General features: G+C 68.9%; 17 protein-coding genes, 3 rRNA genes and 2 pseudogenes. 5 read left to right on the top strand and 17 right to left on the bottom strand.

Annotated features, from left to right (window positions below):
• Positions 1–11: 11 nt before the first annotated feature.
• The 8 genes from J2S43_RS21895 to J2S43_RS21930 all read right to left on the bottom strand — a co-directional run bounded on the left by J2S43_RS21895 (position 12) and on the right by J2S43_RS21930 (position 8,364).
• Positions 12–854, bottom strand: coding sequence for a hypothetical protein (locus J2S43_RS21895; protein WP_306832069.1), 843 nt, complete (start codon positions 852–854; stop codon positions 12–14).
• Positions 855–962: 108 nt separating this feature from the next.
• Positions 963–1,895: a copper transporter gene (locus tag J2S43_RS21900; protein ID WP_306832070.1), complete on the bottom strand. Its 933-nt coding sequence runs from the start codon at positions 1,893–1,895 to the stop codon at positions 963–965.
• 183 nt (positions 1,896–2,078) lie between these two features.
• On the bottom strand, positions 2,079–3,257 hold the full coding sequence (steA, locus tag J2S43_RS21905; RefSeq protein ID WP_306832072.1) for a putative cytokinetic ring protein SteA: 1,179 nt from the start codon (positions 3,255–3,257) through the stop codon (positions 2,079–2,081).
• Between the two features lie 419 nt (positions 3,258–3,676).
• Positions 3,677–5,434: a DNA repair protein RecN gene (recN, locus tag J2S43_RS21910; RefSeq protein WP_306832074.1), complete on the bottom strand. Its 1,758-nt coding sequence runs from the start codon at positions 5,432–5,434 to the stop codon at positions 3,677–3,679.
• Positions 5,435–5,507: 73 nt separating this feature from the next.
• Positions 5,508–6,410, bottom strand: coding sequence for an NAD kinase (locus tag J2S43_RS21915; RefSeq protein WP_306832075.1), 903 nt, complete (start codon positions 6,408–6,410; stop codon positions 5,508–5,510).
• Positions 6,394–7,278: a TlyA family RNA methyltransferase gene (locus tag J2S43_RS21920; protein WP_306832077.1), complete on the bottom strand. Its 885-nt coding sequence runs from the start codon at positions 7,276–7,278 to the stop codon at positions 6,394–6,396. The genes J2S43_RS21915 and J2S43_RS21920 overlap by 17 nt, the downstream gene beginning before the upstream one ends.
• Positions 7,279–7,312: 34 nt before the next feature.
• Positions 7,313–7,552 carry a hypothetical protein gene (locus J2S43_RS21925; RefSeq protein WP_370881645.1) on the bottom strand — a complete coding sequence of 80 codons (240 nt, stop codon included), beginning with the start codon at positions 7,550–7,552 and terminating at the stop codon, positions 7,313–7,315.
• Positions 7,552–8,364 carry a phasin family protein gene (locus J2S43_RS21930; protein WP_306832079.1) on the bottom strand — a complete coding sequence of 271 codons (813 nt, stop codon included), beginning with the start codon at positions 8,362–8,364 and terminating at the stop codon, positions 7,552–7,554. The genes J2S43_RS21925 and J2S43_RS21930 overlap by 1 nt, the downstream gene beginning before the upstream one ends.
• A gap of 123 nt (positions 8,365–8,487) precedes the next feature.
• Between J2S43_RS21930 and J2S43_RS21935 the strand changes: the two genes are divergently transcribed.
• Positions 8,488–8,823 carry an SCP2 sterol-binding domain-containing protein gene (locus J2S43_RS21935; protein ID WP_306832080.1) on the top strand — a complete coding sequence of 112 codons (336 nt, stop codon included), beginning with the start codon at positions 8,488–8,490 and terminating at the stop codon, positions 8,821–8,823.
• A 163-nt stretch (positions 8,824–8,986) separates the two neighbouring features.
• Here J2S43_RS21935 and J2S43_RS21940 read toward each other — a convergent pair.
• A pseudogene (locus J2S43_RS21940) lies at positions 8,987–9,784 on the bottom strand (HAD-IIA family hydrolase); the annotation flags it as partial.
• Between the two features lie 40 nt (positions 9,785–9,824).
• On the bottom strand, positions 9,825–10,523 hold the full coding sequence (locus tag J2S43_RS21945; RefSeq protein ID WP_306832082.1) for an SDR family oxidoreductase: 699 nt from the start codon (positions 10,521–10,523) through the stop codon (positions 9,825–9,827).
• Positions 10,524–10,633: 110 nt separating this feature from the next.
• On the opposite strand from J2S43_RS21945, the gene J2S43_RS21950 reads away from it, so the two are divergent.
• Entirely contained in the window at positions 10,634–11,032 is a 399-nt protein-coding gene (locus tag J2S43_RS21950; RefSeq protein WP_306839376.1) for a MerR family transcriptional regulator, read from the top strand.
• On the opposite strand, the gene J2S43_RS21955 is transcribed toward J2S43_RS21950, so the two are convergent.
• A complete protein-coding gene (locus tag J2S43_RS21955) occupies positions 11,014–11,718 on the bottom strand; it encodes an SDR family oxidoreductase (protein WP_306832084.1) in 705 nt (234 codons plus the stop codon). The two genes, J2S43_RS21950 and J2S43_RS21955, sit on opposite strands and share 19 nt — an antisense overlap.
• A gap of 147 nt (positions 11,719–11,865) precedes the next feature.
• Here J2S43_RS21955 and J2S43_RS21960 point away from each other — a divergent pair, with 147 nt between their 5' ends.
• Positions 11,866–12,258, top strand: coding sequence for a MerR family transcriptional regulator (locus J2S43_RS21960; RefSeq protein WP_306839378.1), 393 nt, complete (start codon positions 11,866–11,868; stop codon positions 12,256–12,258).
• A gap of 600 nt (positions 12,259–12,858) precedes the next feature.
• On the opposite strand, the pseudogene J2S43_RS42265 reads toward J2S43_RS21960, so the two are convergent.
• A pseudogene (locus J2S43_RS42265) lies at positions 12,859–13,450 on the bottom strand (hypothetical protein); the annotation flags it as partial.
• On the opposite strand from J2S43_RS42265, the gene J2S43_RS21970 reads away from it, so the two are divergent.
• Positions 13,439–15,610 (top strand): hypothetical protein, encoded by a 2,172-nt coding sequence (locus J2S43_RS21970; RefSeq protein ID WP_306832086.1) that lies wholly within the window; start codon positions 13,439–13,441, stop codon positions 15,608–15,610. The pseudogene J2S43_RS42265 and the gene J2S43_RS21970 sit on opposite strands and share 12 nt — an antisense overlap.
• A gap of 48 nt (positions 15,611–15,658) precedes the next feature.
• Here the strand turns inward: J2S43_RS21970 and rrf are convergent.
• The 4 genes from rrf to tyrS all read right to left on the bottom strand — a co-directional run bounded on the left by rrf (position 15,659) and on the right by tyrS (position 22,736).
• A 5S ribosomal RNA gene (gene rrf, locus J2S43_RS21975) occupies positions 15,659–15,775 on the bottom strand.
• An 85-nt stretch (positions 15,776–15,860) separates the two neighbouring features.
• A 23S ribosomal RNA gene (locus J2S43_RS21980) occupies positions 15,861–18,938 on the bottom strand.
• A gap of 360 nt (positions 18,939–19,298) precedes the next feature.
• Positions 19,299–20,816, bottom strand: a 16S ribosomal RNA gene (locus J2S43_RS21985).
• The 16S, 23S and 5S rRNA genes sit together here, the layout of an rRNA operon.
• 633 nt (positions 20,817–21,449) lie before the next feature.
• Positions 21,450–22,736, bottom strand: a complete 1,287-nt coding sequence (tyrS, locus tag J2S43_RS21990; protein WP_306832088.1) for a tyrosine--tRNA ligase — start codon at positions 22,734–22,736, stop codon at positions 21,450–21,452.
• A 218-nt stretch (positions 22,737–22,954) separates the two neighbouring features.
• Between tyrS and J2S43_RS21995 the strand changes: the two genes are divergently transcribed.
• The gene (locus J2S43_RS21995) at positions 22,955–23,392 is read left to right on the top strand and encodes a YdeI/OmpD-associated family protein (protein WP_306832090.1); all 438 of its coding nucleotides are present in this window, start codon (positions 22,955–22,957) and stop codon (positions 23,390–23,392) included.
• On the opposite strand, the gene J2S43_RS22000 is transcribed toward J2S43_RS21995, so the two are convergent.
• Positions 23,361–24,350 (bottom strand): alpha/beta hydrolase, encoded by a 990-nt coding sequence (locus tag J2S43_RS22000; RefSeq protein ID WP_306832092.1) that lies wholly within the window; start codon positions 24,348–24,350, stop codon positions 23,361–23,363. The two genes, J2S43_RS21995 and J2S43_RS22000, sit on opposite strands and share 32 nt — an antisense overlap.
• Between the last annotated feature and the right edge of the window lie 104 nt (positions 24,351–24,454).

The raw sequence follows: 24,454 nt of genomic DNA on the forward strand, positions 1-24,454 counted from the left end.
CGGGCGCCACGTCAGCTCTGCCGCCGCCCGAGCTCGTCGAACTCGCGCAGGCCCGGGGTGCGCTGGATGACCGCGGTGAAGCTGACCTTCTCGCTGGCCGCGGTCAGCCCGGCCAGGCCCGCGAAGATCACCGCACGGCCGATCGGTCCGGTCCCGGCCGCGATCGCGACGCCGAGCAGCGCGCCGAGCGCGTTCGCACCGGAGTCGCCGAGCATGATCTGCTCGTCCAGGTCCTCCGGCACCAGCCCGGCCGCGGCGCCGACCGCACCGGCGGCGAGCCCGCCCGCGGCGGCCGTGGGCAGCAGCGGCGCGCCGATCAGCGCGGACGCCTTGATCGCCCGGCCGGGGCGCAGGTCGAGCAGGTTGATCAGGTTGGCCGTGCCCGCGATGACGCCCGCGCCCAGGGCCACGTCCGTCAGGGTTCTCAGTGTTGACCGGCGCGGGCGATCCTGCGCGAGCAGCGCGGACGCGACCAGACCGGCCGCACCCACCCCGGCGATCTTCACGAGGCCGCTGGTGACCCGGCCGTGCCGCAGCGCGCGCAGGTGACCGGCGAAGCCCTTCGCCGCCTTCTGGTCCGGCCGGCTGCCGACCACGTCGTCGTAGAGGCCGACCGCGCCCGAGGCGAGTCCGGCGGTCAGCGCTGCCGCGGCGGCCGGGCCGCTGGACGCACCGGCCGCGGCCGCGATCGAGGCGCCGGCCGCGAGCGCGGGCCCACCGGCCAGCGTGACCGTGCGGCCGCGGAAGTTGGCCCGCTCCAGCGACGGGTTGATCGAGCTGCGGCGCACCGCGGTCAACACGGCACGCGCGGCGAGCGCACCGGCGGCGAGCACCAGAATCCTAGGGACGGCCATGACGCGATTCTAGGAACCGTGCGATCACTGAGCCATTTTCCACCCGGCCCGTGTGGCCGGACGGCGTGGCGCCGGCCGGCGGTCCGGCCGCACCGGGTCGAAGAAGGCTCACTGAGCGGGAGTGGGCAGTATCGACGTGGCGCCCGCGCCGAGTCCGTAGTGGCCGACCTTGTTCGTGGCGAGCAGGTCGGTCAGTGCCAGGCAGGTGACGACCGAGCCCTGCGCGGTGTTCACGTTGTCCACGGTCGCGATCGTCTTGGACAGCGCCGCGTCGCCGCGGATCGCCGCCACCACGTTGCCGTCGCCGACGCCGTTGCCGCCCACGGCCAGCTTCCCGGCCGCGTCGAACTGCGCCACCAGCGTCACCGTGGACGTGTTCTTCTCGTCCGCGCGGTCGTCGGTCGGCGGCAGCCCGCCCACGATCACGACGGCCTCGGCGGGGCCTGCGACCTTGTCGTCCTCGATCGTGATGTAGTTCGCGGCCGCGTACGCCGCCAGCACCGCGTTCCGGTCCGAGTCCGTGGCCGGCGGCGTCCGGTCGTAGAGCGCGGTCGCCAGCAGCGCCGCCGAGGTCTCCACGCCGTCCGCGTTGCTCGGCAGCCCGGCCGCGGGCAGCGAGGTCTGCACCGCGCGGTGCGCCAGGTCCAGCAGGTTCACGCTGTTGTCCGGATCGGTGAAGCTCTCCCGGACGTCGACCCGCCCGGTCACGGTCGCGCCGGCCGTGGCCAGCATCGTGCGCAGCTGCTCCGCGTAGTCGCCACCGGTCGGCAGCACCACCAGCGCCACCCGCCGGCCGGTCAGCTTGCCACCGAGCAGCATCGGCGCCGCACCGACCGCGAAGTCCTCCTGCGAGTTGACCTCGTCCTGCAGCTGGCCGACGCTCTCCCGCAGCTGGCTGTTGTCCTTGCTGAGCTTCTGCACCTGGCCGTCCAGCGCGTCGACGGCCGGCCCGTTCAGCGCGGCGGTGCCGACCACCAGCCCGATCGCCAGCGCGAGGAAGACCGCAGTCAGCGACACGACGTGGTAACGGAAATTGATCACAGGTAGCGCTTTCTGCTCAAGGGCGTGGTCGAGGGATCGCGGCGAGCCGAGACGCGGTCCAGGTGTCGGCTGGGTGTGCGGCGCGGAAGCCCGCACACCGGTGTTGTACGTGGGCTTCCGCGACGTGCGGCCAGGCGGCGCCTGGGCCTCGCCGCAGGCCGTCGGGATCCATCAACCACGCCCTTAGAACAGCTGACCGAGCTGGAACACCAGATTGTCCCACCACTCGGAGACCACACCGAGGTACGCCTTGCCCACGGTGGAGACCGTCACCGCGGCCGTCATCGCCGCGATCGCCGACCCGGCCAGCAGCAGCAGCGACGAGCCCGGGATGGTCTGCTTGTAGAGCCGGCTCACGCCCTTCGCGTCGACCAGCTTGCCGCCGACCCGCAGCCGGGTCAGGAACGTCGACGCCATGCCGCCGCGCCCCTTGTCCAGGAACTCGACCAGCGTGTAGTGGGTGCCCACCGCCACGATCAGCTCGGCGCCCTTCTCGTCCGCCAGCAGCAGCGCGATGTCCTCGCTCGTCGCCGCGGCCGGGAACGTGATCGCCGGGACCCCCAGCTGGTGCACGCGCGGCAGCCCCGGCGCCCGCCCGTCCGGGTAGGCATGCACGACGATCTCCGCACCGCAGCGCAGCACGTCGTCGCTCACCGAGTCCATGTCCCCGATGATCATGTCGGGCGTGTAGCCCGCCTCGATCAGCGCGTCCGCGCCGCCGTCCACGCCGATCAGCACCGGCCGGTACTCCCGGATATACGGCCGGAGCACATCCAGGTCGGCCTTGTAGTCGTAACCCCGCACCACGATCAGCACGTGCCGCTTGTCGATCCTCGTCTCGATCTCCGGCACGCCCACGCCGTCGAGCAGCAGATCACGTTCCTGCTTGAGGTAGTCCATGGTGTTCGCCGCGAACGCCTCGAGCTGCACCGACAGCCCTTCGCGCGCGTCCGCCATGGCCGCCGCCACGGTCTCCGCGTCCTGCCGCGTCCCGTGCACCAGCGCCTCGGACCCGGCGTACACCGTGTTTCCGTCGATCCGCACCGAGTCGCCCTCACGGACCTGCTGGAACAGTCCCTCGCCCAGATCGTCGAGCAGCGGGATGCCGGCCTTCACCAGCACCTCGGGGCCGAGGTTCGGATACCGGCCGGAGATCGACGGCTTCGCGTTCAGCACCGCGGCCACGCCGACCGCGACAAGCGAGTCGGCGGCGACACGATCGAGATCGACGTGGTCGATCACGGCGATGTCACCCGGACGCAGGCGCCCGGTGAGCCGCTTGGTGCGCCGATCGAGCCGGGCGATGCCGGCGATGGTCCCGGGTTCGGCGGCCCGGGTGCGGCGGAGAGTGGGTAGACGCATCGCCATCATCGTGACACGAAGCCTCGGCCTCGTGCGCGATCGACATGCCGACAAAATGCCCGTGACCAGGCAAATCCCGCCCAAATCAATTCTGGCGCGTGTCCGCGGTCACGTCACTGTCCGTTTCCTGGTCTTCCCGCTTCCGGCGTGAATTCAGCGTTTACACCGATTTGGGGGCGGGGGTCGGGGCGGTAGCAGGGGCATGCTCCCGCGGGCACCGGTCGTCGCTGGCGCGCTCCTGCCTGCAAGTCCCGCCGTGGCACGAACAGAACCCAGGGCTTCCTTGCGCCGCGCCGCAAGGAAGCCCTGCCGACGCCGCCGCTTCGCAAGGAGATCCGTGATCGGGGCGTCCCTCAAGTCGTTCCAACGACTTGAGGGACGCCCCCGATCATGAGTAGTTGATCGCTCGCGCGCTCGCGTCAGCGGCGCTTCTCGCGGTCGGCGACCGCGAGCAGTTCCTCCGCGTGGGCGATGCCCAGGTCCGAGTCCGGCAGGCCGGCCAGCATGCGGGACAGCTCCCGCGCGCGGTCCGTGTCCTCCACGACTCGCACGCCGCTGGTCGTGACCGCTCCCCCGGTGTCCTTCGCCACCACCAGGTGCCGGTCGGCGAACGCGGCCACCTGCGGAAGGTGGGTCACCACCAGGACCTGGTGGCTGCGCGCCAGCCGGGCCAGGCGGCGGCCGATCTCCACGGCCGCGGTACCGCCCACGCCGGAGTCGACCTCGTCGAAGACGAGCGTCGGCGGGCCGCCGATGCCGGCGAAGACGACCTCGATCGCCAGCATCACCCGGGACAGCTCACCGCCGGACGCGCCCCGCTGCAACGGCAGCGCCGGTGCGCCCGGGTGGGCGAGCAGCCGCAGCTCGACCTCGTCCGCGCCGTCCGCGGTGACGCCGACCTCGGTGCCGTCCACGGTCACCGACGGCTCGCTCTTGCCGGCCGTGCGCGGCAGCACCGCGACCTCGACGCGGGAGTGCGGCATCGCCAGCCCGGCCAGCTCCACGCTGACCTCCTCGGCGAATCGCCCGGCCGCCTCGGTCCGGGCCGCGGTCAGCCGCCCGGCCTGCTCCGCCACCTCGCCCTCAAGGCGCTGGCGTTCCTTCTCCAGCTCCTCCAGCAGCTCGTCGGAGCTGTCCAGGTCGCCGAGGCGGGTGCGGGCGGTCTCGGCCCAGGCGATGACGCCGTCGATGTCGTCCGCGTACTTCCGGGTGAGGCCGCGCAGCAGCGCGCGCCGCTCGTAGATGGTGGCCAGCCGGTTCGGGTCGGCGTCGAGCGCGTCGAGGTAGGACGACAGCTCCGCGGTCACGTCGGCGACCAGCGTGGCCGCCTCCTCGATGCGAACGGCCAGGTCGCCGAGCTTCGCGTCGACCGAGGCCTGGCCCTCCAGCGTGCGGCGGGCCGTGCCGAGCAGGCTGGTCGCGTCCGGCGTCTCGTCGCCGGCCTCGGCGCCGCCGGCGACCGACTGATAGGCGAGCGCGGCCGCGGTGCGCAGCCCCTCCGCGTGCTCCAGGCGCTGGGCCTCGGCCTTCAACTCGTCGTCCTCGCCCGGCTGCGGGTCGACGCGGGTGATCTCGTCGAGGCCGAGCTTGAGCAGGTCGGCCTCCTGGTTGCGGTCGCGCGCGTTGCGGCGCCGGTCCGCGAGATCGTCCGCGGTCTTCCGCCACTTCGTGAACGTCTCGCGGAACGTCTCCAGCAGCTTCTCGTGCTCCGGGCCGGCGAACCGGTCGAGCGCGGCGCGCTGCTCCGCGGGGCGCAGCAGGCGCAGCTGGTCGGACTGGCCGTGCACGGCCAGCACCCGCTCGCCGACGTCGGTGAGCACCGCGACCGGCGCGGACCGGCCACCGACATGGGCCCGGGAGCGGCCCTCGATGGTCACGGTGCGCGACAGCATGACCGCGCCGTCGTCGTCCGCCTCCGCTCCCGCGTCGGTGATCCGGGCCAGCACGGCGTCGGCGATCGCGCCCTTGAGGCGCAACCGTCCCTCGACGACCGCACGGCCGGGGTCGGCTCGCACGCGACCGGCATCGGCCCGCCCGCCGAACAGCAGGCCGAGGCCGGTCACGACCATGGTCTTACCGGCGCCGGTCTCACCGGTTATCACATTCATGCCGCCGGTCAGCGGCAGTGTGGTGTCCTCGATGACGCCCAGGCCGGTGATACGCAGCTCTTCCAGCACAGGCAAAGACAGTAGCCGCGTCCTCCGACACATTTCCAGCCGAGCGGCACGCCAATTGCCGGGAACGCAGTGATTACCGCCGCTTCGTACCCCGCCATCCGAGGACCGGGAGGTCAAATTTCGCCACCAGCCGATCGGTGAACGGGCGTGGCGTCAGCTGCACGACACGCACCGGTTGCGCACCACGCCGGACAGTGACCTTCGCGCCGGGCGGCAGGTCGAAGACGCGGTGGCCGTCCGCGCACAGCGTGGCGACCGACGTGTACGGATCCACCGTGATCACGAACGTCGACGTGGGCGCGGTCACGAGCGGCTTGCTGAACAGCGCGTGCGCCGCGACCGGCACCAGCAGCAGCGCCTCCACCTCCGGCCAGACCACCGGCCCGCCGGCCGAGAACGCATACGCCGTGGACCCGGTCGGTGTCGCGCAGACCACGCCGTCGCAGCCGTAGCGGGACAGCGGCCGGCCGTCCACGTCCACGCGCAGCTCGAGCATCTGCGCGCGCTGGCCCTTCTCCACCGTGACCTCGTTGAGCGCCCAGCTCTCCGCGATCAGCTCGCCGTCCAGCTCGGCCTTGACGTCCAGCGTGAGCCGCTCGTCCACGGTGTACGCCCCGCGCACCACGTCCGCCACGGCCTGGTCGATGTCGCTGATCTCCGCCTCGGCCAGGAAGCCGACCTTGCCGAGGTTGATGCCGAGCAGCGGCGCCTTGTTCGGCCGGGCCAGCTCGGCCGCGCGCAGGAACGTGCCGTCGCCGCCGAGCGCGAACACGATCTCGACGCCCTCGGCCGCGGACGGGCCGAACACCGGCGTCACGCCGGGCGGCAGGTCCAGGTCGCCGATCTCGGAGGCCACCACGCGCACCTCGAAGCCCGCGCGCACGAGGTCGTTCGCTATCGACGCAGCGTGCTCCGTGCTGTGCCGGCGGCCCGTGTGGGTCACCAGCAGCGCCGACCGGTCAGCGGTGCTCGTCACTCGTCACTCCCCTGTCAACAAGCGATTCCGCGCCTGGCTCCGGCGCGTGCCCCGCCACCGTACCCGCGGGTCCGGCCTCGACGACCGCGTGCACGTGGTCGGGATCCGCGGCCGCCGCACCGCGCCGCAGCCACACGAAGAACTCGACGTTCCCGCTCGGTCCGGGCAGCGGGCTCGCGGCCACGCCGGCCAGCCCGAGGCCCAGGTCGAGCGCGGCGGCACACACGTCCAGGACGGCCTCGGCGCGCAGTGCCGGGTCGCGGACCACGCCGCCCTCGCCGACCCGCTCCCTGCCCACCTCGAACTGTGGTTTGACCATCAGCGCCAGGTCGGCATCGGGCAGCGCGCAGCCGGCCAGCGCGGGCAGCACCAGGCGCAGCGAGATGAACGACAGGTCGGACACGATCAGGTCGACCGGGCCACCGATGATCTCCGGCGTGAGCGTCCGCACGTTCGTGCGTTCGAAAACCCGCACCCGCTCGTCGGTACGGAGTTTCCAGGCGAGCTGCCCGTAGCCGACGTCCACGGCGACCACCTCGGCCACGTCCGCGCGCAGCAGCACGTCGGTGAACCCGCCGGTGGACGCGCCCGCGTCCAGGGCCCGCCGCCCGGCCACCGCCAGCCCGCGGGGCCCGAACGCGGCCAGTGCGCCGGCCAGCTTGTGCCCGCCGCGCGACACGTACTCGTCGACCGGGTCCTCGCCGGTGACCACGATCGGCTCGGCCGGGTCGAGCTGCGCGGCGGCCTTGCGGGCGACCACGCCGCGGATCTCGACCCGTCCGGCCTCGATGAGCGCGGCGGCCTGTTCCCGGGAGCGGGCCAGGCCGCGGCGGACGAGTTCGGCGTCTAGACGGATGCGGCGTGCCATGCGGTCTTCTTCACGTGTCTTTCGGGGAGTTCGGTCAGGCCTGGTCGATGGTGGCGAGCGTCTCTCGCAGGATCTGGTGCGCGGCCTCGTACTCCGCGATCTGGTCGGCGGGGGACAGCGAGGCCGCGTTGGCCAGCGACGCCAGCATCGCGTCCACGGCCGGGTGCCCGGTGGTCCCGTCGCCGGGCTCGGTCATCGGCACCGGCGGCGCGTTGACCGGCATCGGCGGACGCGGCACGGCCGGTGGGCGCGGAACCGGGAACGGCGTGCTCATCAGCGGGTGGTCCCGTCGTCGAAGAGCGGCGGCACGGCCTTCTTCGCGCGCTTGGCCGGCGCCTTCTTGACCGCGGGCGGCAGGTCGGCGGGCGTCGGCACCGCCTTCCTACCGGCCGGCGGCGCGGCCTTGATCGTGGGCACCTTCTTGGCCACCTTGCGCGGCGGCGTGATCTTCCGGGCCGGCGTCTCCGCCACCGCCTCCTCGACCGGCTCGTCCTCGGCCGGAGCCGCGGGCGTGGCCAGCGGGGCCGCGGTCTCGGGCGTGGCCGGCGGAGACGAGGTCTCGGGCGTGGCCGGCGCGGCCAGGGTCTCGGGCGAGGCCAGCGCGTCCGGCACCGCGGTTCCGCCGGCCGGTGCCTTCGCGACCGCCTTCTTCGCCACGATCTTCTTCGCGATGGTCTTCTTCACCGGAGACGAGACCGGACTCGGAGCCGGAGTCGACGTCGCCGCGGACGCCGCCACGGCCGCCTCGACCGCGGGCTCGACGGGCAGGTCACCGGGCACGTCCACCGGCGCCGCGAGCCGCTCCTCCAGCTCGGCGACGCGCTGCCGCAGCGCCGCGACCTCATCGGACTTGGCCAGCCCCACCACGGTCAGTGCCCGGTCGACCTCGTTGCGGACCAGGCGCTCGACCACGGCCCGGTTCGCGGTGCCGGCCGCCAGCGCGTCCTCGACCAGCGCCTGCAGCTGGACCGCGGTCGCGCCGCCCTTGCCCACCAGCTTCATCGCGGTCTTGGTGGCCTGCTTGCGTGAACTCTCGGTCAGTCCCAGGGCGAGGTCCAGGTAGGCCCGCCACGCTTCCTTCGGCATCCGGTCGTCCCTTCACTGTTCGCATTCGCACAGGTCCCCGCGCGTGCAACGCTACCGGGCGACGTCGCCGGGCCGGTGCGGTACCGTGCTCGGGATCGGTGACCGGCGTGGAGAGGATCAGGCGTGGCCAGCGTAGACGAGGTTCGGGCGGCATTGAACACCCTCGCGGCGCGGCTCGCCGCGAACGCGGACGCCCAGCAGCGCATCGACCTCAACCGCACGCTCGCCGCGCGCGTCCCGGACCTCGGCACCGCGTTCCACGGCAACCTGGTCGACGGCCGCCTGGTCGATCTCGCGGACGGCGACGACCCGAAGGCCAAGATCTCTCTCACCGCGAACAGCGACGACCTGATCGCGCTGATCGAGGGACGCCTCGACGTGATGAAGGCGGTCAGCGGCGGCCAGGTCAAGATCGGCGCCAACCCCTTCGACCTGCTCAAGCTCCGCAAACTACTCTAAGGATCTTTCGCGGGTACGGCCGTGAGGCGCCGCCGACCGCAGAAGCCGATCGTGGGCTAACGAAGAGCGTGTTCGCCCCCGATCGGCTTCTGCGGTCGGAACCAAGGCGCCGAGCCGGAGGAGCGGAGCGACGACCGGAAACTCAGTAGTCGTCGGCCTTGACGGCGGGGGCGAAGAGGCCGGAGAGGTCGGGCGCGACGAACGTGGCCTTCTGCTCGGCCGGGGCCGCGCGCAGGTCCTCGACCGTGTGCACGCCGGTGAGCACCAGCAGGCCGTCCATGCCCGCGCGGACCGCACCCTCCAGATCGGTGTCCAGCCGGTCGCCCACGACCAGCGCCTTCCGTGCGCCGGCCCGCTCGGCCGCGGTGGTGAACAGCGCGGGCGCGGGCTTGCCCACGATCACGTCGGGGTCCCGGCCGAGCGCGTGCCGCAGCGCCGCGACCAGCGAGCCGTTGCCCGGCAGCGGGCCGCGCGGGCTCGGCAGAGTCCTGTCCGTGTTCGTGGCCAGCCACATCGCGCCGGCCCGGATCGCCACGCTGGCCTCGGCCAGTTCCGCCCAGCCGACCGCGGGACCGTAGCCCTGCGCGACCGCGACCGGCCGGTCCTCCGCCTTGCCCACCACGGTCAGCCCGACGGCCTCGATCTCGGCGCGGAGCGCGTCCGCGCCGACGACCAGCACCGGCGCGCCGGCCGGGAGCCGGTCCGCGAGCACGGCCGCGGACGCGCCGGCCGAGGTCAGCACCTCGTCCGCCGTGGCCGGGATGCCCATGCCGGTCAGCAGCGCGGCCACGTCGGCGGCGCGGCGGGACGCGTTGTTCGTGGCGTACGCGACCGGGATCCCGGCCGCGTGCAGTTCCGCGATGGCCTCGACCGCGCCGGGGATCGGCTGGTCGATCAGGTAGACCACCCCGTCCAGGTCGAAGATCACCAGGTCGTACCCGTCGATCAGACGATCGCTCACGCTGCCTCCTCGGCCGTTACGGTTCCGCCCCCGATCATCCTCACTCCGGCGTCGGGTACGCCCGCGGGGTCTCGGCCAGCATCGCCTTCGCGCCCGCGCCCAGCTCGTCCGGGATGATCTCCGCCTGGCCCTTCTCGAACGCGTCCAGCGTGCGCCGCGCGATCTCCGCCGCGTCGTTCAGCGGCCCGTTCCAGAAGTCCTGATGCCCGGTGTCCGTCATGCCGAAGTACGCGCCCGCCACATGCGTGCCCTGCCCGGCCAGCTCGTGGCGCACCGCGTTGGTCATCGCCCACTGCGCGGCCTTCGCCACGTGGTACGCGTTCGCCCGGTCGCCGGACACCCAGGACATCGCGGAGTTGATGTTGATGATCCCGCCGCCGCCGTTCGCCCGCAGGATCGGCGCGAACGCGCGCACCAGGCGCAGCGGCCCCCAGAAGAACACGTCCAGCTGGCCCCGGATCTCCGCCTCGTCGCCGTCCACCAGGTTCGCGAACGACGAGTTGCCCGCGTTGTTGACCAGCAGCGTCACGTCCGTGGCGATCTCCGCTGCTCTGCTTACCCGCGCCGGATCCGTGACGTCCAGGCCTATCACCTCGACGCCCGGCAACTCCACGGCCTCCGGGCGGCGCGCGGTCGCGTAGACCTTGGCGGCGCCGCGCGCCAGCAGCTCCTGCGCGAAGTGCCGGCCGAGCCCGCGGTTGGCACCGGTGACGAGCGCGACCGCATTGGTGAGATTCATAGCGTTTCCTCCGGTTACATGGCACTTGTCGTGCGGGAGCTACGCTAAGACTTCACGTTGACGTCAAAGGCAAGTCTCGTGACGACCGACACCCTCCGGGAGCCTCAGTGATCCGCATCGGCGACCTCGCCGCGAAGACCGGCGTCAGCACCCGCGCGCTGCGTTACTACGAGGAGCAGGGCCTGCTGCCCGCGGCTCGCACCGGCGGTGGCCAGCGGTTCTACCCCGCGGCCGCGGTCGACCGGGTCGGCCTGATCCAGGGACTGTTCGCGGCCGGGCTCACCAGCCGCTCACTCAACGTGCTGCTTCCCTGCGTCGACGCCCAGGAGGCCACCGACGAGGCGATGACGCTGCTGCGCACCGAACGGGACCGCATCGACCGGCAGATCCAGGAACTGATCACCACTCGCGACCGCCTGGACGCGGTGATCGTCGAGTGCACCACCGCGTCGCCGGCCACCTGCGGGCACCTGGTCTACCCGTCGGCCGCTCACGCCACCCCGGCGTAGAACTCGCGCGGATCCCGCGCCAGCGACGCCTTGACGTGCGCGGACCACTCGTCCCCGAGGATCTCGATCTGGCCGGCCTCGAACCCGTCCAGCCCGGCCCGCACCACGACGGCCGGGTCGATCTTCGGACCCGCGGTGTACCAGGCCGAGAAGTCCGTGTCCGCCGTGCCCAGCATGAACCCGGCCACCCGCGTGCCCTGCCCGGCCAGCTCCAGCCGCACACCGTTGGTGAGCGCCCACGCGGCCGCTTTCGCCACCGCGTACGAGTTCACGCCCTCATAGGAGAACCAGGACATCGCCGACAGTACGTTGAGGATGGCGCCACCCCCGTTTGCGCCCAGGATCGGCGCGAACGCCTTGGTCATGTCGAGCGTCCCCCAGAAGTTGGTGTCCAGCTCCGCCCGGATGGCCGCCGGGTCACCGGTGAGCAGGTCCGACCGGCTGGAGATTCCCGCATTGTTGACCAGGAGCGTCACGTCCGTGGCCACCTTCGCCGCGGCCTCGATCGACGCCGGGTCCGTGACGTCCAGCGGCAGCACCTGCACGCCCGCCAGGTCGACGGTCTCCGGGCGGCGCGCGGTCGCGTAGACCTTGGCCGCGCCACGCTCCAGCAGCTGCTGCGCGAAGTGCCGGCCGAGACCGCGGTTGGCGCCGGTGACGAGGGCGACCTGGTTCTCGATGTCCATGGCTTTCTCCCGTTCGCTGGGGTGTCTCGCTGATTCGCTGGGGTGTTTCGCTGGGAGTTACGCTAGGACCTGACGTTGACGTCAGAGGCAAGTCTCGTGACGGCCGCAACACCGCGCCGTCGCTCCCCTCCGGAGGAGTTCCGCATGATCCGCATCGGCGATCTGGCCATCCGCGGCGGCGTGAGTGTCCGCGCGCTGCGCTACTACGAGGAGCAGGGCCTGCTGCACGCGTCCCGCACCGGGAGCGGGCAGCGGCACTACCCGGAGGCCGCGGTCGAGCGCGTGCGGCTTATCCAGCAGCTCTACGCGGCCGGTCTGTCCAGCCGGCACATCGCGGCGCTGCTGCCGTGCGTCGACGCGAACGAGCCGAGCGAGGAGTCGACCGCGCTGATGAAGGCCGAGCGGGACCGCATCGACCGGCAGATCCAGGAGCTGATCTCCACGCGGGACCGGCTGGACGCCATCATCGTCAGCTCACAGACGCCGTCGGCCTGCGTGCACCACGCGGCTCCGGCCGCATCGCTGGCCGCCGTCTCGTAGTCGAGGGCATACGAAAAGGCCCCGGCCGGGCGGCCGGGGCCTTTCGTGGTGTTTCAGTGATGCGTGCTGCTTCAGTGACGAGCGCGGATCAGCGAACGCCGCCGTCGTCGAACTTCGGGCCGAGGTCGCGCGGTGCGGACGACTCATCCGCCTCCCTGGCCTTCAGCTTCGCGTCCTCGTCGTGCTCGTCCACCTTCGCGTCCGCGGCGGTCTCCGAGTCCTCCGACCCCACACCGGCAGTCGTCAGCTCCTCGTCTTCTTCCTCGTCGGACTCGTCATCGTCATCGTCGTCGGACTCGTCGTCGTCATCGTCGTCCGACTCGTCATCGTCATCGTCCGACTCGTCATCGTCATCGTCGGACTCGTCGTCGTCATCGTCGTCGGACTCGTCGTCGTCATCGTCGTCGGACTCGTCGTCGTCATCGTCGTCCGACTCGTCGTCGTCATCGTCGTCCGACTCGTCGTCATCGTCGTCCGACTCGTCGTCGTCATCGTCGTCCGACTCGTCATCGTCTTCGTCCGACTCGTCATCGTCATCGTCCGCGTCGCGGTCGGAGGAGGCGTTCGAGGCGGAGGTGGCGGAGTCGCTGTCGGACTCGGGCTCCTCCTCGCCCTCGATCTCGACGCCGTCGAGCTCCAGCAGGCGCTCAGCGGCGTCGGTGACGGCGTCCTCGTCGGCGGCCGCGGCCTTGGCGAACCACTCGCGGGCCTCCTCGCGGCGGTCGGTGGCGAGCAGCGCGTCCGCGTAGGCGTAGCGCAGCCGTGCGGTCCAAGGCTCGACCTTGCCCTCCGCGGTCAGCTCACGGACCTGCAGCATCGACGCGGCCGCGTCGTGCTGGCCCATGTCACCCCGGGCGCCGGCCGCCACGATCAGCAGTTCGACCGCGGTCTCCTTGGGCAGCGTCGCGCTGTCCGTGTTGCGGAACAGGTCGATCGCCCGCTCCGGACGCCCGAGCGCCCGCTCGCAGTCCGCGAGCACGGCCACGTGCGACTGCTTGCCGGTCATCCGGTGGTACGTCCGGATCTCCGCGATCGCGGTCTGCCACTCCCCCGCGTGGTACGCGGCAAGGCCCACGGCCTCACGCACGACCGCGATCCGGGACGCGAGACGCCGGGCCGCGAGCGCGTGCGCGAGCGCGTCCTCCGGCTCCTCGTCGATCAGCCGGCCGGTCATCACCAGGTGCCGGGCCACACTCTCCTGCACCGGCTTGTTCAGCGAGAGCAGTTCCGCGCGGACGTCACGGTCGAGCTCGGTCGCCTCGACCTCGTCCGGGATCGGCGGCGCGACCTGGGTCGCGTCGACCCGGTCCTCGGTCCGCTCGGTCCGGTCGCCGCCGCGGAAGCCCTCGCGCTCCCGGAACCCGCCCCGGTCGTTGCGGGCGCCGCCCTCACGCTCACGGAAACCACCCCGCGAGTCGCCACCGCGGCTGCCGCCCTCACGCTCACGGAAGCCGCCACCGCGGGAGTCGCCACCGCGGGAGTCGCCACTGGAACGGAAACCACCGCCACCACCGGGCCGGTCGCCGCCACCGCTGCGGAAGCCACCACCCTGGCCGTCACGATCGCCACCACGAGAACCACCAGCACCGGGCCGATCGCCACCGCCAGGCCGATCGCCACCGCCGCTGCGGAAGCCACCGCTCTGACCCTCACGGTCGCCGCCGCGGAAGCCGCCACCACGCGAGTCACGATCCCCACCGCGGAAGCCGCCACCGCCCTCGCGGTCGCCACCGGAGCGGAAGCCGCCACCGCGCGAGTCACGATCCCCACCACGGAAGCCACCCTCACGGTCGCCACCGGAGCGGAAGCCGCCACCACGCGAGTCACGGTCGCCGCCGCGGAACCCGCCGCCGGCCCGGTCGCCACCGCCGCTGCGGAAGCCACCACCCTGGCCGTCACGGTCGCCACCCCGGAAGCCGCCGCCACGCGAATCGCGGTCACCGCCGGAACGGAACCCGCCCTCGCGGTCACCACCGCCGCTGCGGAAGCCGCCACCACGGGAATCACCACCGCCGGAACCACCGGAACGGAAACCACCGCCACCGGAACCACCGGAACGGAAGCCACCGCCGGCCCGGTCACCACCGCCGCTGCGGAAGCCACCACCGGCGCGATCGCCGCCGCTGCGGAAACCGCCGCCCTGGCCGTCACGGTCGCCGCCACCACGCGAGTCACGGTCACCGCCACGGAAGCCACCCTCACGGTCACCGCCGGAGCGGAAGCCGCCGCCACGCGAGTCACGGTCACCGCCACGGAAACCGCCCTCGCGGTCACCCCCACGGAAGCCGCCGCCACCGCCGGGCCGGTCGCCACCGCCGCTGCGGAAGCCACCACCCTGGCCGTCACGGTCACCGCCGGAACGGAAGCCACCCCCGCGCGAGTCACGATCGCCGCCGGAACGGAAGCCACCACCACGCGAGTCGCGATCGCCACCGGAACGGAAGCCACCACCACCTCCGGTTCCGCCGGAACGGAAGCCGCCACCGCGCGAGTCACGGTCACCACCGGAACGGAAGCCACCACCGCGGGAGTCACCACCACGGGAGTCGCCACCGCTGCGGAAGCCACCACCGCCGGCCCGGTCGCCACCGCCGCTGCGGAAGCCACCACCCTGGCCGTCACGGTCGCCACCCCGGAAGCCGCCGCCACGCGAATCGCGGTCACCGCCGGAACGGAACCCGCCCTCGCGGTCACCACCGCCGCTGCGGAAGCCGCCACCACGGGAATCACCACCGCCGGAACCACCGGAACGGAAACCACCGCCACCGGAACCACCGGAACGGAAGCCACCGCCACCACCGGCCCCGCCGGAACGGAAGCCACCGCCACCGCCGGCCCCGCCGGAACGGAAGCCGCCACCACGGGAGTCACGGTCGCCGCCGGAACGGAATCCGCCGCCACTGCCACCGCCGGCCCGGTCACCGCCGCCGCCGCCGCTGCGGAAGCCCCCACCGCGGGAATCACCGCCACGCGAGTCCCGGTCACCACCACGGAACCCGCCTTCGCGGTCGCCGCCGGAACGGAAGCCGCCCCCGCGCGAATCGCGATCACCGCCGGAACGGAAGCCACCACCGCGGGAGTCGCCACCGCTGCGGAACCCGCCACCGCGGGAGTCGCGGTCGCCGCCGGCGCCGCGCGAGTCGCCGCCCCGGAAGTCACGGTCGCCGCCACGGGAGTCGCGGTTGCCGCGCGCGTCGTCGCGGCCCCGCCCGTCGCGGCCGTCATCCCGCCGGGAACGCGGGTTGTCGCCGTCCGGTCCTGGGTTCACGAGTACATCCTTCCTGGGGGCGCTGCCGCTCGCAGCGCCGACGAAACTGTCGATCATGACGCCCGGCCCCGGGCGAGCCCGTAAATACAACTAAGGGCCGCCCCGGGAAGGGTGGCCCTCAATTGTAAAGAAGTCCGGCGGTGTCCTACTCTCCCACACCCTCCCGAGTGCAGTACCATCGGCGCTGGAGGGCTTAGCTTCCGGGTTCGGAATGTGACCGGGCGTTTCCCCTCCGCTGTTACCGCCGTAACATTATGAACTTCTCAACCGGGGCACACACGGTTGTTTGTTCAGATATCACACAGTGGACGCGAGCAATCTCATCAAAGTTCGTGTAGTCAAGTCCTCGGCCTATTAGTACCGGTCAACTCAACACGTTACCGTGCTTACATCTCCGGCCTATCAACCCAGTCATCTACTGGGAGCCTTACCCCCATCACTGGGGTGGGATACCTCATCTTGAAGCGAGCTTCCCGCTTAGATGCTTTCAGCGGTTATCCCTTCCGAACGTAGCCAACCAGCCATGCCCATGGCAGGACAACTGGCACACCAGAGGTTCGTCCGTCCCGGTCCTCTCGTACTAGGGACAGCCCTTCTCAAGTATCCTACGCGCGCGGCGGATAGGGACCGAACTGTCTCACGACGTTCTAAACCCAGCTCGCGTACCGCTTTAATGGGCGAACAGCCCAACCCTTGGGACCTGCTACAGCCCCAGGATGCGACGAGCCGACATCGAGGTGCCAAACCATCCCGTCGATATGGACTCTTGGGGAAGATCAGCCTGTTATCCCCGGGGTACCTTTTATCCGTTGAGCGACACCGCTTCCACACGCAAGTGCCGGATCACTAGTCCCGACTTTCGTCCCTGCTCGACCCGTCAGTCTCACAGTCAAGCTCCCTTGTGCACTTACACTCAACACCTGATTGCCAACCAGGCTGAGGGAACCTTTGGGCGCCTCCGTTACCCTTTAGGAGGCAACCGCCCCAGTTAAACTACCCACCAGACACTGTCCCTGAACCCGATAAGGGCCCGAAGTTAGATACCCAGATCAACCAGAGTGGTATTTCAAGATTGCCTCCACCCGAACTGGCGTCCGAGCTTCACCGGCTCCCACCTATCCTACACAAGCCAACCCAAATACCAATGTCAAGCTATAGTAAAGGTCCCGGGGTCTTTCCGTCCTGCCGCGCGTAACGAGCATCTTTACTCGTACTGCAATTTCGCCGGGCCTGTGGTTGAGACAGTGGGGAAGTCGTTACGCCATTCGTGCAGGTCGGAACTTACCCGACAAGGAATTTCGCTACCTTAGGATGGTTATAGTTACCACCGCCGTTTACTGGCGCTTAAGTTCTCAGCCTCGCCCTCACGGGCTAACCGGTCCCCTTAACGTTCCAGCACCGGGCAGGCGTCAGTCCATATACATCGTCTTACGACTTCGCATGGACCTGTGTTTTTAGTAAACAGTCGCTTCCCCCTGCTCTCTGCGGCCATACCACGCTCCACCAGCAAGTGGCTTCACGCGTCCGGCCCCCCTTCTCCCTAAGTTACGGGGGCAATTTGCCGAGTTCCTTAACCACAGTTCACCCGTCGCCTCGGTATTCTCTACCTGACCACCTGTGTCGGTTTAGGGTACGGGCCGCTCAGAACTCGCTAGAGGCTTTTCTCGGCAGCATAGGATCACTGACTTCACCTGAATCGGCTCGGCATCACGTCTCAGCCTATATGTGTCACGGATTTACCTATGACACGGCCTACACGCTTACCCCGGCACTACCACTCACCGGGCTCAGCTACCTTCCTGCGTCACCCCATCGCTTGCCTACTACCCACCAGGATCCCAGACTCCACACTCTTGGACCGAAGTCCGCCAGCGCTTCGCGTGGTTAGCACAGCGAGGTTCGGCAGGGACGCTCTTTCGCGGGTACGGGAATATCAACCCGTTGTCCATCGACTACGCCTCTCGGCCTCGCCTTAGGTCCCGACTCACCCAGGGCGGATTAGCCTGGCCCTGGAACCCTTGGTCATCCGGCGGAAGGGATTCTCACCCTTCATTCGCTACTCATGCCTGCATTCTCACTCGTCCAGCGTCCACCACTAGGTCACCCTGCAGCTTCACCCGCTGAACGACGCTCCCCTACCCATCCACGACCTAACTCGTGAATGCCACAGCTTCGGCGGTGTACTTGAGCCCCGCTACATTGTCGGCGCGGAACCACTTGACCAGTGAGCTATTACGCACTCTTTAAAGGGTGGCTGCTTCTAAGCCAACCTCCTGGTTGTCAATGCGATCCCACATCCTTTTCCACTTAGCACACGCTTAGGGGCCTTAGCTGGCGATCTGGGCTGTTTCCCTCTCGACTACGAAGCTTATCCCCCGCAGTCTCACTGCCACGCTCTCACTTACCGGCATTCGGAGTTTGGCTGACTTCAGTAACCTTGTAGGGCCCCTAGGCCATCCAGTGCTCTACCTCCGGCAAGAAACACGTGACGCTGCACCTAAATGCATTTCGGGGAGAACCAGCTATCACGGAGTTTGATTGGCCTTTCACCCCTAACCACAGGTCATCCCCCAACTTTTCAACGTTGGTGGGTTCGGCCCTCCACGAGGTCTTACCCCCGCTTCAGCCTGCCCATGGCTAGATCACTCCGCTTCGGGTCTAGAACATGCGACTACGACGCCCTATTCAGACTCGCTTTCGCTACGGCTACCCCACCCGGGTTAACCTCGCCACATGCCACTAACTCGCAGGCTCATTCTTCAAAAGGCACGCCGTCACCCCAAAAGGCTCCGACGGATTGTAGGCGAACGGTTTCAGGTACTATTTCACTCCCCTCCCGGGGTACTTTTCACCATTCCCTCACGGTACTCGTCCGCTATCGGTCACCAGGAAGTATTCAGCCTTACCAGGTGGTCCTGGCAGATTCACAGCAGATTTCAGGAGTCCGCTGCTACTCGGGTGCCCTTCAAGGAGATCATGCGCTTTCACGTACCGGACTTTCACCGTCTACGGCCAGACATTCCAGACTGTTCCGTTAGCACAAGATTTTGTAACTCCTCCAGCGTGTGTCAGCACACCACGAAAGGTCCCACGACCCCGGTTATGCAACCCCTGACAGGTATCACGCATAACTGGTTTAGGCTAGATCCGCTTTCGCTCGCCACTACTCGCGGAATCACATGTTGTTTTCTCTTCCTGCGGGTACTGAGATGTTTCACTTCCCCGCGTTCCCTCCATACACCCTATGAATTCAGATGCAGGTGACACCACATGACTGGTGCCGGGTTCCCCCATTCGGAAATCCTGGGATCACAGCTTGGTTGACAGCTCCCCCAGGCGTATCGTCGCCTCCCACGTCCTTCATCGGCTCCTGATGCCAAGGCATCCACCGTTCGCCCTTAACAACTTGACCTACAAAAAACAAAGATGCTCGCGTCCACTGTGCAATTCTCAACAAACAACCAACCCACAACCACCACACACCAAATCAGCCAGCCCACAGGGCCACGATATTTGATGCAAGGTCATGCTTGGCGTTTCGTTCCTCGAAGACCCAACCTCACGGTTGTTCCTTCAGGACTCAACAGGGTGCTTATCAAATCTCGCCAGCCGCACTACAAGCCAACCGTTCCTGCCTCATTGCTGAGGTGTACTAGGAGTTGCAGCCGTTGCCGGCGATCTTCTAGGCCAGTGTCTCCGCCTATGAGCACCCCCACTCTGCATTCGAGAGTGGCGGGCTTCTCGCACCTTTTCAGGTGAAGAGGCTCCTTAGAAAGGAGGTGATCCAGCCGCACCTTCCGGTACGGCTACCTTGTTACGACTTCGTCCCAATCGCCAGCCCCACCTTCGACGGCTCCCTCCCACAAGGGGTTGGGCCACCGGCTTCGGGTGTTGCCGACTTTCGTGACGTGACGGGCGGTGTGTACAAGGCCCGGGAACGTATTCACCGCAGCGTTGCTGATCTGCGATTACTAGCGACTCCGACTTCACGGGGTCGAGTTGCAGACCCCGATCCGAACTGAGACCGGCTTTTTGGGATTCGCTCCACCTCACGGTATCGCAGCCCATTGTACCGGCCATTGTAGCATGCGTGAAGCCCTGGACATAAGGGGCATGATGACTTGACGTCATCCCCACCTTCCTCCGAGTTGACCCCGGCAGTCTCCCATGAGTCCCCGCCATGACGCGCTGGCAACATAGGATGAGGGTTGCGCTCGTTGCGGGACTTAACCCAACATCTCACGACACGAGCTGACGACAGCCATGCACCACCTGTAACCGGCCCCGAAGGACCCCGCATCTCTGCGAGATTTCCGGCTATGTCAAACCCAGGTAAGGTTCTTCGCGTTGCATCGAATTAATCCGCATGCTCCGCCGCTTGTGCGGGCCCCCGTCAATTCCTTTGAGTTTTAGCCTTGCGGCCGTACTCCCCAGGCGGGGCGCTTAATGCGTTAGCTGCGGCACAGAGAACCGGAGAGGTCCCCCACACCTAGCGCCCAACGTTTACAGCGTGGACTACCAGGGTATCTAATCCTGTTCGCTCCCCACGCTTTCGCTCCTCAGCGTCAGTATCGGCCCAGAGACCCGCCTTCGCCACCGGTGTTCCTCCTGATATCTGCGCATTTCACCGCTACACCAGGAATTCCAGTCTCCCCTACCGAACTCTAGCCTGCCCGTATCGAATGCAGACCCGCAGTTGAGCCACGGGATTTCACATTCGACGCGACAAGCCGCCTACGAGCTCTTTACGCCCAATAAATCCGGACAACGCTCGCACCCTACGTCTTACCGCGGCTGCTGGCACGTAGTTGGCCGGTGCTTCTTCTGCAGGTACCGTCACTTGCGCTTCGTCCCTGCTGAAAGAGGTTTACAACCCGAAGGCCGTCATCCCTCACGCGGCGTCGCTGCATCAGGCTTCCGCCCATTGTGCAATATTCCCCACTGCTGCCTCCCGTAGGAGTCTGGGCCGTGTCTCAGTCCCAGTGTGGCCGGTCGCCCTCTCAGGCCGGCTACCCGTCCTCGCCTTGGTAGGCCATTACCCCACCAACAAGCTGATAGGCCGCGAGTCCATCCCAGACCGAAAAACTTTCCCGACCGTCCCATGCGGAACAGAAGGAGTATCCGGTATTAGCCCCCGTTTCCGAGGGTTATCCCAAAGTCTGGGGCAGGTTACTCACGTGTTACTCACCCGTTCGCCGCTCGAGTACCCCGAAGGGCCTTTCCGCTCGACTTGCATGTGTTAAGCACGCCGCCAGCGTTCGTCCTGAGCCAGGATCAAACTCTCCAACGAAATCTAGAGAAAATCCGTCCCGGCAGTAATCAAACTGCCAAAGGAATTCCCACCAGACACACGAATCCGAAGACCGCAGCCTGGCCGGGGTATAAATCAATTGGCACTGGCTTTTAAAGCACCCTGTTGAGTTCTCAAAGAACAACCACACACCTCACCAGGACCGGACTGAGCCGTGCCCTCGTGTGGGGTATCGCGTTCGTCTTCGTGCCCTTTGTCTCCGCCAGGCACTCGGTAAACCTTACCGGGTTGTTTCCGTATCGTCAACTCGATGTTTCCACCGTGTAAACTCAGGACTTTCCCGGCCCACGTCTCTAGACACAGCTCGTTGGGCTGTGATTTCGTTCAGTGGATTTCGACGAGCCGGCCGCCGCGATCTATCGCTCGTTACTGCGATCTCTCGCTGGCGCGCCCGGTGCCCCGCCGCTTGTCCTACGTTACCCGGTCGTTCACGCGGCGCCAAATCGGCCCGCCTCGCCCGGTGAAGCTCGAAGATCCTGCCCCGGCTCCGGCCTCCAGCGGCGGTGCCGCTGTCTCCGTCCGGTTCCCCGGGGGCAGGGAGAACGTTACGTGGTGGACATGTGGAGCGCCAAACCGGGGTGGCTTGACGCCCGTCACACCATCGACTCTAACTTATCCGAGCAGCTCAACGCCCGCGAACGATTTTTTGCCACGGCGCAGCACCAGGAAACGGCCGTGCAGGAGCGCGTCGGTGGGCACGGTCGCCTCGTTGTCAGTGACCCGCTCGTTGTTCACGTAGGCGCCACCTTCGCCGATCGCGCGCCGCGCCTCGTTGAGCGACGACACCAGGCCGGCCTCCCTGAGCAGCGCCGCCACCGTGCCCAGCGCCTGGACCTGCACCAGCCCGGCCTCGGACAGCGCCGCGCGCAGCGTCCCCTCGGGCAGCGAGTCCAGCGAACCGCGCCCGAACAGCGCGGCCGACGCGAGGATCGCAGCCTGCGCCTCATCCGGCCCGTGCACCAGCGTGGTCAGCTCCAGCGCCAGCGCCTTCTGCGCCTCCCGCGCAAACGGACGTTCTGCCGTGGCCGCCTCCAGCGCCAGCAGCTCGTCCCGCGACTTGAAGCTGAAGAACCGGAGGTACCTGTTCACGTCCCGGTCGTCCGCGTTGACCCAGAACTGGTAGAACGCGTACGGGCTGGTCATGGTGCCGTCGAGCCAGACCGCGCCGCCCTCGGACTTGCCGAACTTGGTGCCGTCCGCCTTCGTGACCAGCGGCGTGGTGAACGCGTGCACCGGTCCGCCGCCGCGCCGGCGGATGAAGTCGACGCCCGCGGTGATGTTGCCCCACTGGTCGGAGCCGCCGAACTGCAACGCGCAGCCGTGCCGGTCGTGCAGTTGGAAGAAGTCGTTCGCCTGGAGCAGCTGGTAGCTGAACTCGGTGAAGCTGATGCCGGACTCGAGGCGCGACTTCACCACGTCACGAGCGATCATCTTGCTGACCGGGAAGTGCTTGCCGACGTCGCGCAGGAAGTCGATGACCGAGGTCGGGCCGGTCCAGTCCAGGTTGTTCACCATCCGCGCGGCGTTGTCGCCGTCGAAGCTCATGAACGGCGAGAGCTGGTCACGAATCTTGCCGACCCAGCCGGCCACCACCTCCGGCGGGTTGAGCGAGCGCTCGCTCGACTCGCGCGGGTCGCCGATCTGCCCGGTCGCGCCGCCGACGAGCAGCAGCGGGTGGTGACCGGCGAGCTGCAGACGGCGCGCGGTGAGCACCTGCACCAGGTGGCCGACGTGCAGGCTGGCGGCGGTCGGGTCGAAACCGACGTAGTACGTGATCGGCCCGGAGGCCAGCCGCGCGCGCAGCTCGTCGAGGTCGGTCGAGTCTTGAATCAGCCCCCGCCACCGCAGGTCGTCGAGGAGATCCTCGCCCGCGGCCGGGACGTCGATGCGGTCCGTCACGCCGCGATTCTCCCACTCTGCTTCCGGTCGTCGCTCCGCTCCTCCGGCTCGACGCCACTCCCGGCGACGACAGACGCCCTCCAGACCAAAAGCATGTCCGAAGAACGCCCGCCGTCTCTGGTCGCCCGCGCCTCATGGTCGGTGGTTGCGGCTCATGGTCGGTGGTTGCGGATGCGTTCCGTACACCCGTGGGGCTTTTGGTGTTGAAGAATTGGCTCATGGAATTCACGACCGAAGTGCTGCTGAGCGGGAAGTCGGCGACCGGGCTACAGGTGCCGGACGACGTGGTGGAGGCGCTCGGCGCGGGGAAGAAGCCGCCGGTGCAAGTGACGATCAACGGGTACGCCTACCGCAGCACGGTCGCGGTCATGGGTGGCGTCTTCATGCTGCCGCTGAGTGCGGAGCACCGGAAGGGCGCGGGCGTGAGCGCCGGCGATCAGGTCACGGTGAGCGTGGAGCTGGACTCCGCGCCGCGCGAGGTGGAGGTGCCGGACGACCTCGCGACCGCGCTGGCCGGCGCCCCGGACGCGAAGACCGCGTTCGAGGCGCTCTCCTACAGCCGCAAGCGCGCGCTGGTGCTGCCGATCACGGACGCGAAGACCGCGGAGACCCGCGCGCGCCGCGTCACGAAGGCGATCGAGACGCTGCGGGGCTGAGCAGCGCGGCGCGCAGGACCGCGGTCGCCTCGGCCTCCTCGCGCCGGCTGATCTCGGACGGGATCCGGGTCGAGCCGTGGAACGTACCGGGGAACAGGTGCAGCTCGACCGGGACGCCGGCGGCGAGCAGCGCCAGCGCGTACGCGATGCCCTCGTCACGCAGCGGGTCGAAGTGCATGACGGAGACGTACGCGGGCGGCAGCCCGGTCAGGTCGGTGGCGCGGGCCGGTGCGGCGTAGACCGGCACGTCCGCGCCGCCCGGGACACCTTCCCCGAGGTACGCGTTCCAGCTGATCTCCGCGCTCGCGCGGTCCCAGTTCGGCGTGTCCGTGAACGCGGTCATGCTCGGCGTGGTCATCCGGTCGTCGACGACCGGGATGCCGAGGTACTGGAACGCGATCGCCGGCCCGCCGCGGTCCCGGGCCAGCAGCGCGAGCCCGGCACAGAGCCCGCCGCCCGCGCTCGCCCCGTGCAGCGCGATGCGCGCCGGATCGATCCCCAGCTCGGACGCGTGCCCGGCCAGCCAGGTCAGCGCCGCATAGCAGTCGTCGAGCGCGGCCGGGTACGGATGCTCCGGCGCGAGCCGGTAGTCGACGGACGCGACCAGCACGCCGAGGTCGCGGGCGAACGCGGCGTTGCGCGCGTCGTTGCCGTCGATCGACCCGAGCACGAAGCCGCCGCCGTGCACGGCCAGGATCGCAGCCGGTGCGGCCGGCGCGTCCGGCCGGTAGAGGCGCAGGCGCACCCCGCGAGGCGCGGCCTCCGCCGGGAGCGGCGACGAGCCGGAGGAGCGGAGCGACGACCAGGAGCTCAGGTCGACCTCGGTCACGGTCAGCCCGGTGTAGTCGCCGGGCGTGGGGGCCGGTGCGGCGGCGCGCACGGCCGGGATGTCGCGGAGGTCGGGCGAGGCGAGCTGCGGTACGACGGCGGCGAGCTCGGGGTCGTAGGCGTAGGGCACGCCGATCACTGTGCGCCGGTCCCCCGGCCGGGGCAACGTCGTGAAAGCCCGAAAATGCAATTTGCACCCTGAGGGCCATGTCGAGTTCCGTGCATTCACCCCGG

The organism is Catenuloplanes nepalensis (genome assembly GCF_030811575.1).
Lineage (GTDB): Bacteria > Actinomycetota > Actinomycetes > Mycobacteriales > Micromonosporaceae > Catenuloplanes > Catenuloplanes nepalensis.

What these genes read in the sequence shown, in the direction of transcription:
- J2S43_RS21895 (WP_306832069.1), bottom strand. Translation starts at nt 854, where the DNA reads ATGGCCGTCCCTAGGATTCTGGTGCTCGCCGCCGGTGCGCTCGCCGCG.
- steA (WP_306832072.1), bottom strand. Translation starts at nt 3,257, where the DNA reads ATGCGTCTACCCACTCTCCGCCGCACCCGGGCCGCCGAACCCGGGACC.
- J2S43_RS21930 (WP_306832079.1), bottom strand. Translation starts at nt 8,364, where the DNA reads ATGCCGAAGGAAGCGTGGCGGGCCTACCTGGACCTCGCCCTGGGACTG.
- J2S43_RS21995 (WP_306832090.1), top strand. Translation starts at nt 22,955, where the DNA reads ATGGAATTCACGACCGAAGTGCTGCTGAGCGGGAAGTCGGCGACCGGG.
- J2S43_RS21945 (WP_306832082.1), bottom strand. Translation starts at nt 10,523, where the DNA reads ATGAATCTCACCAATGCGGTCGCGCTCGTCACCGGTGCCAACCGCGGG.
- J2S43_RS21920 (WP_306832077.1), bottom strand. Translation starts at nt 7,278, where the DNA reads ATGGCACGCCGCATCCGTCTAGACGCCGAACTCGTCCGCCGCGGCCTG.
- J2S43_RS21955 (WP_306832084.1), bottom strand. Translation starts at nt 11,718, where the DNA reads ATGGACATCGAGAACCAGGTCGCCCTCGTCACCGGCGCCAACCGCGGT.
- J2S43_RS21925 (WP_370881645.1), bottom strand. Translation starts at nt 7,552, where the DNA reads ATGAGCACGCCGTTCCCGGTTCCGCGCCCACCGGCCGTGCCGCGTCCG.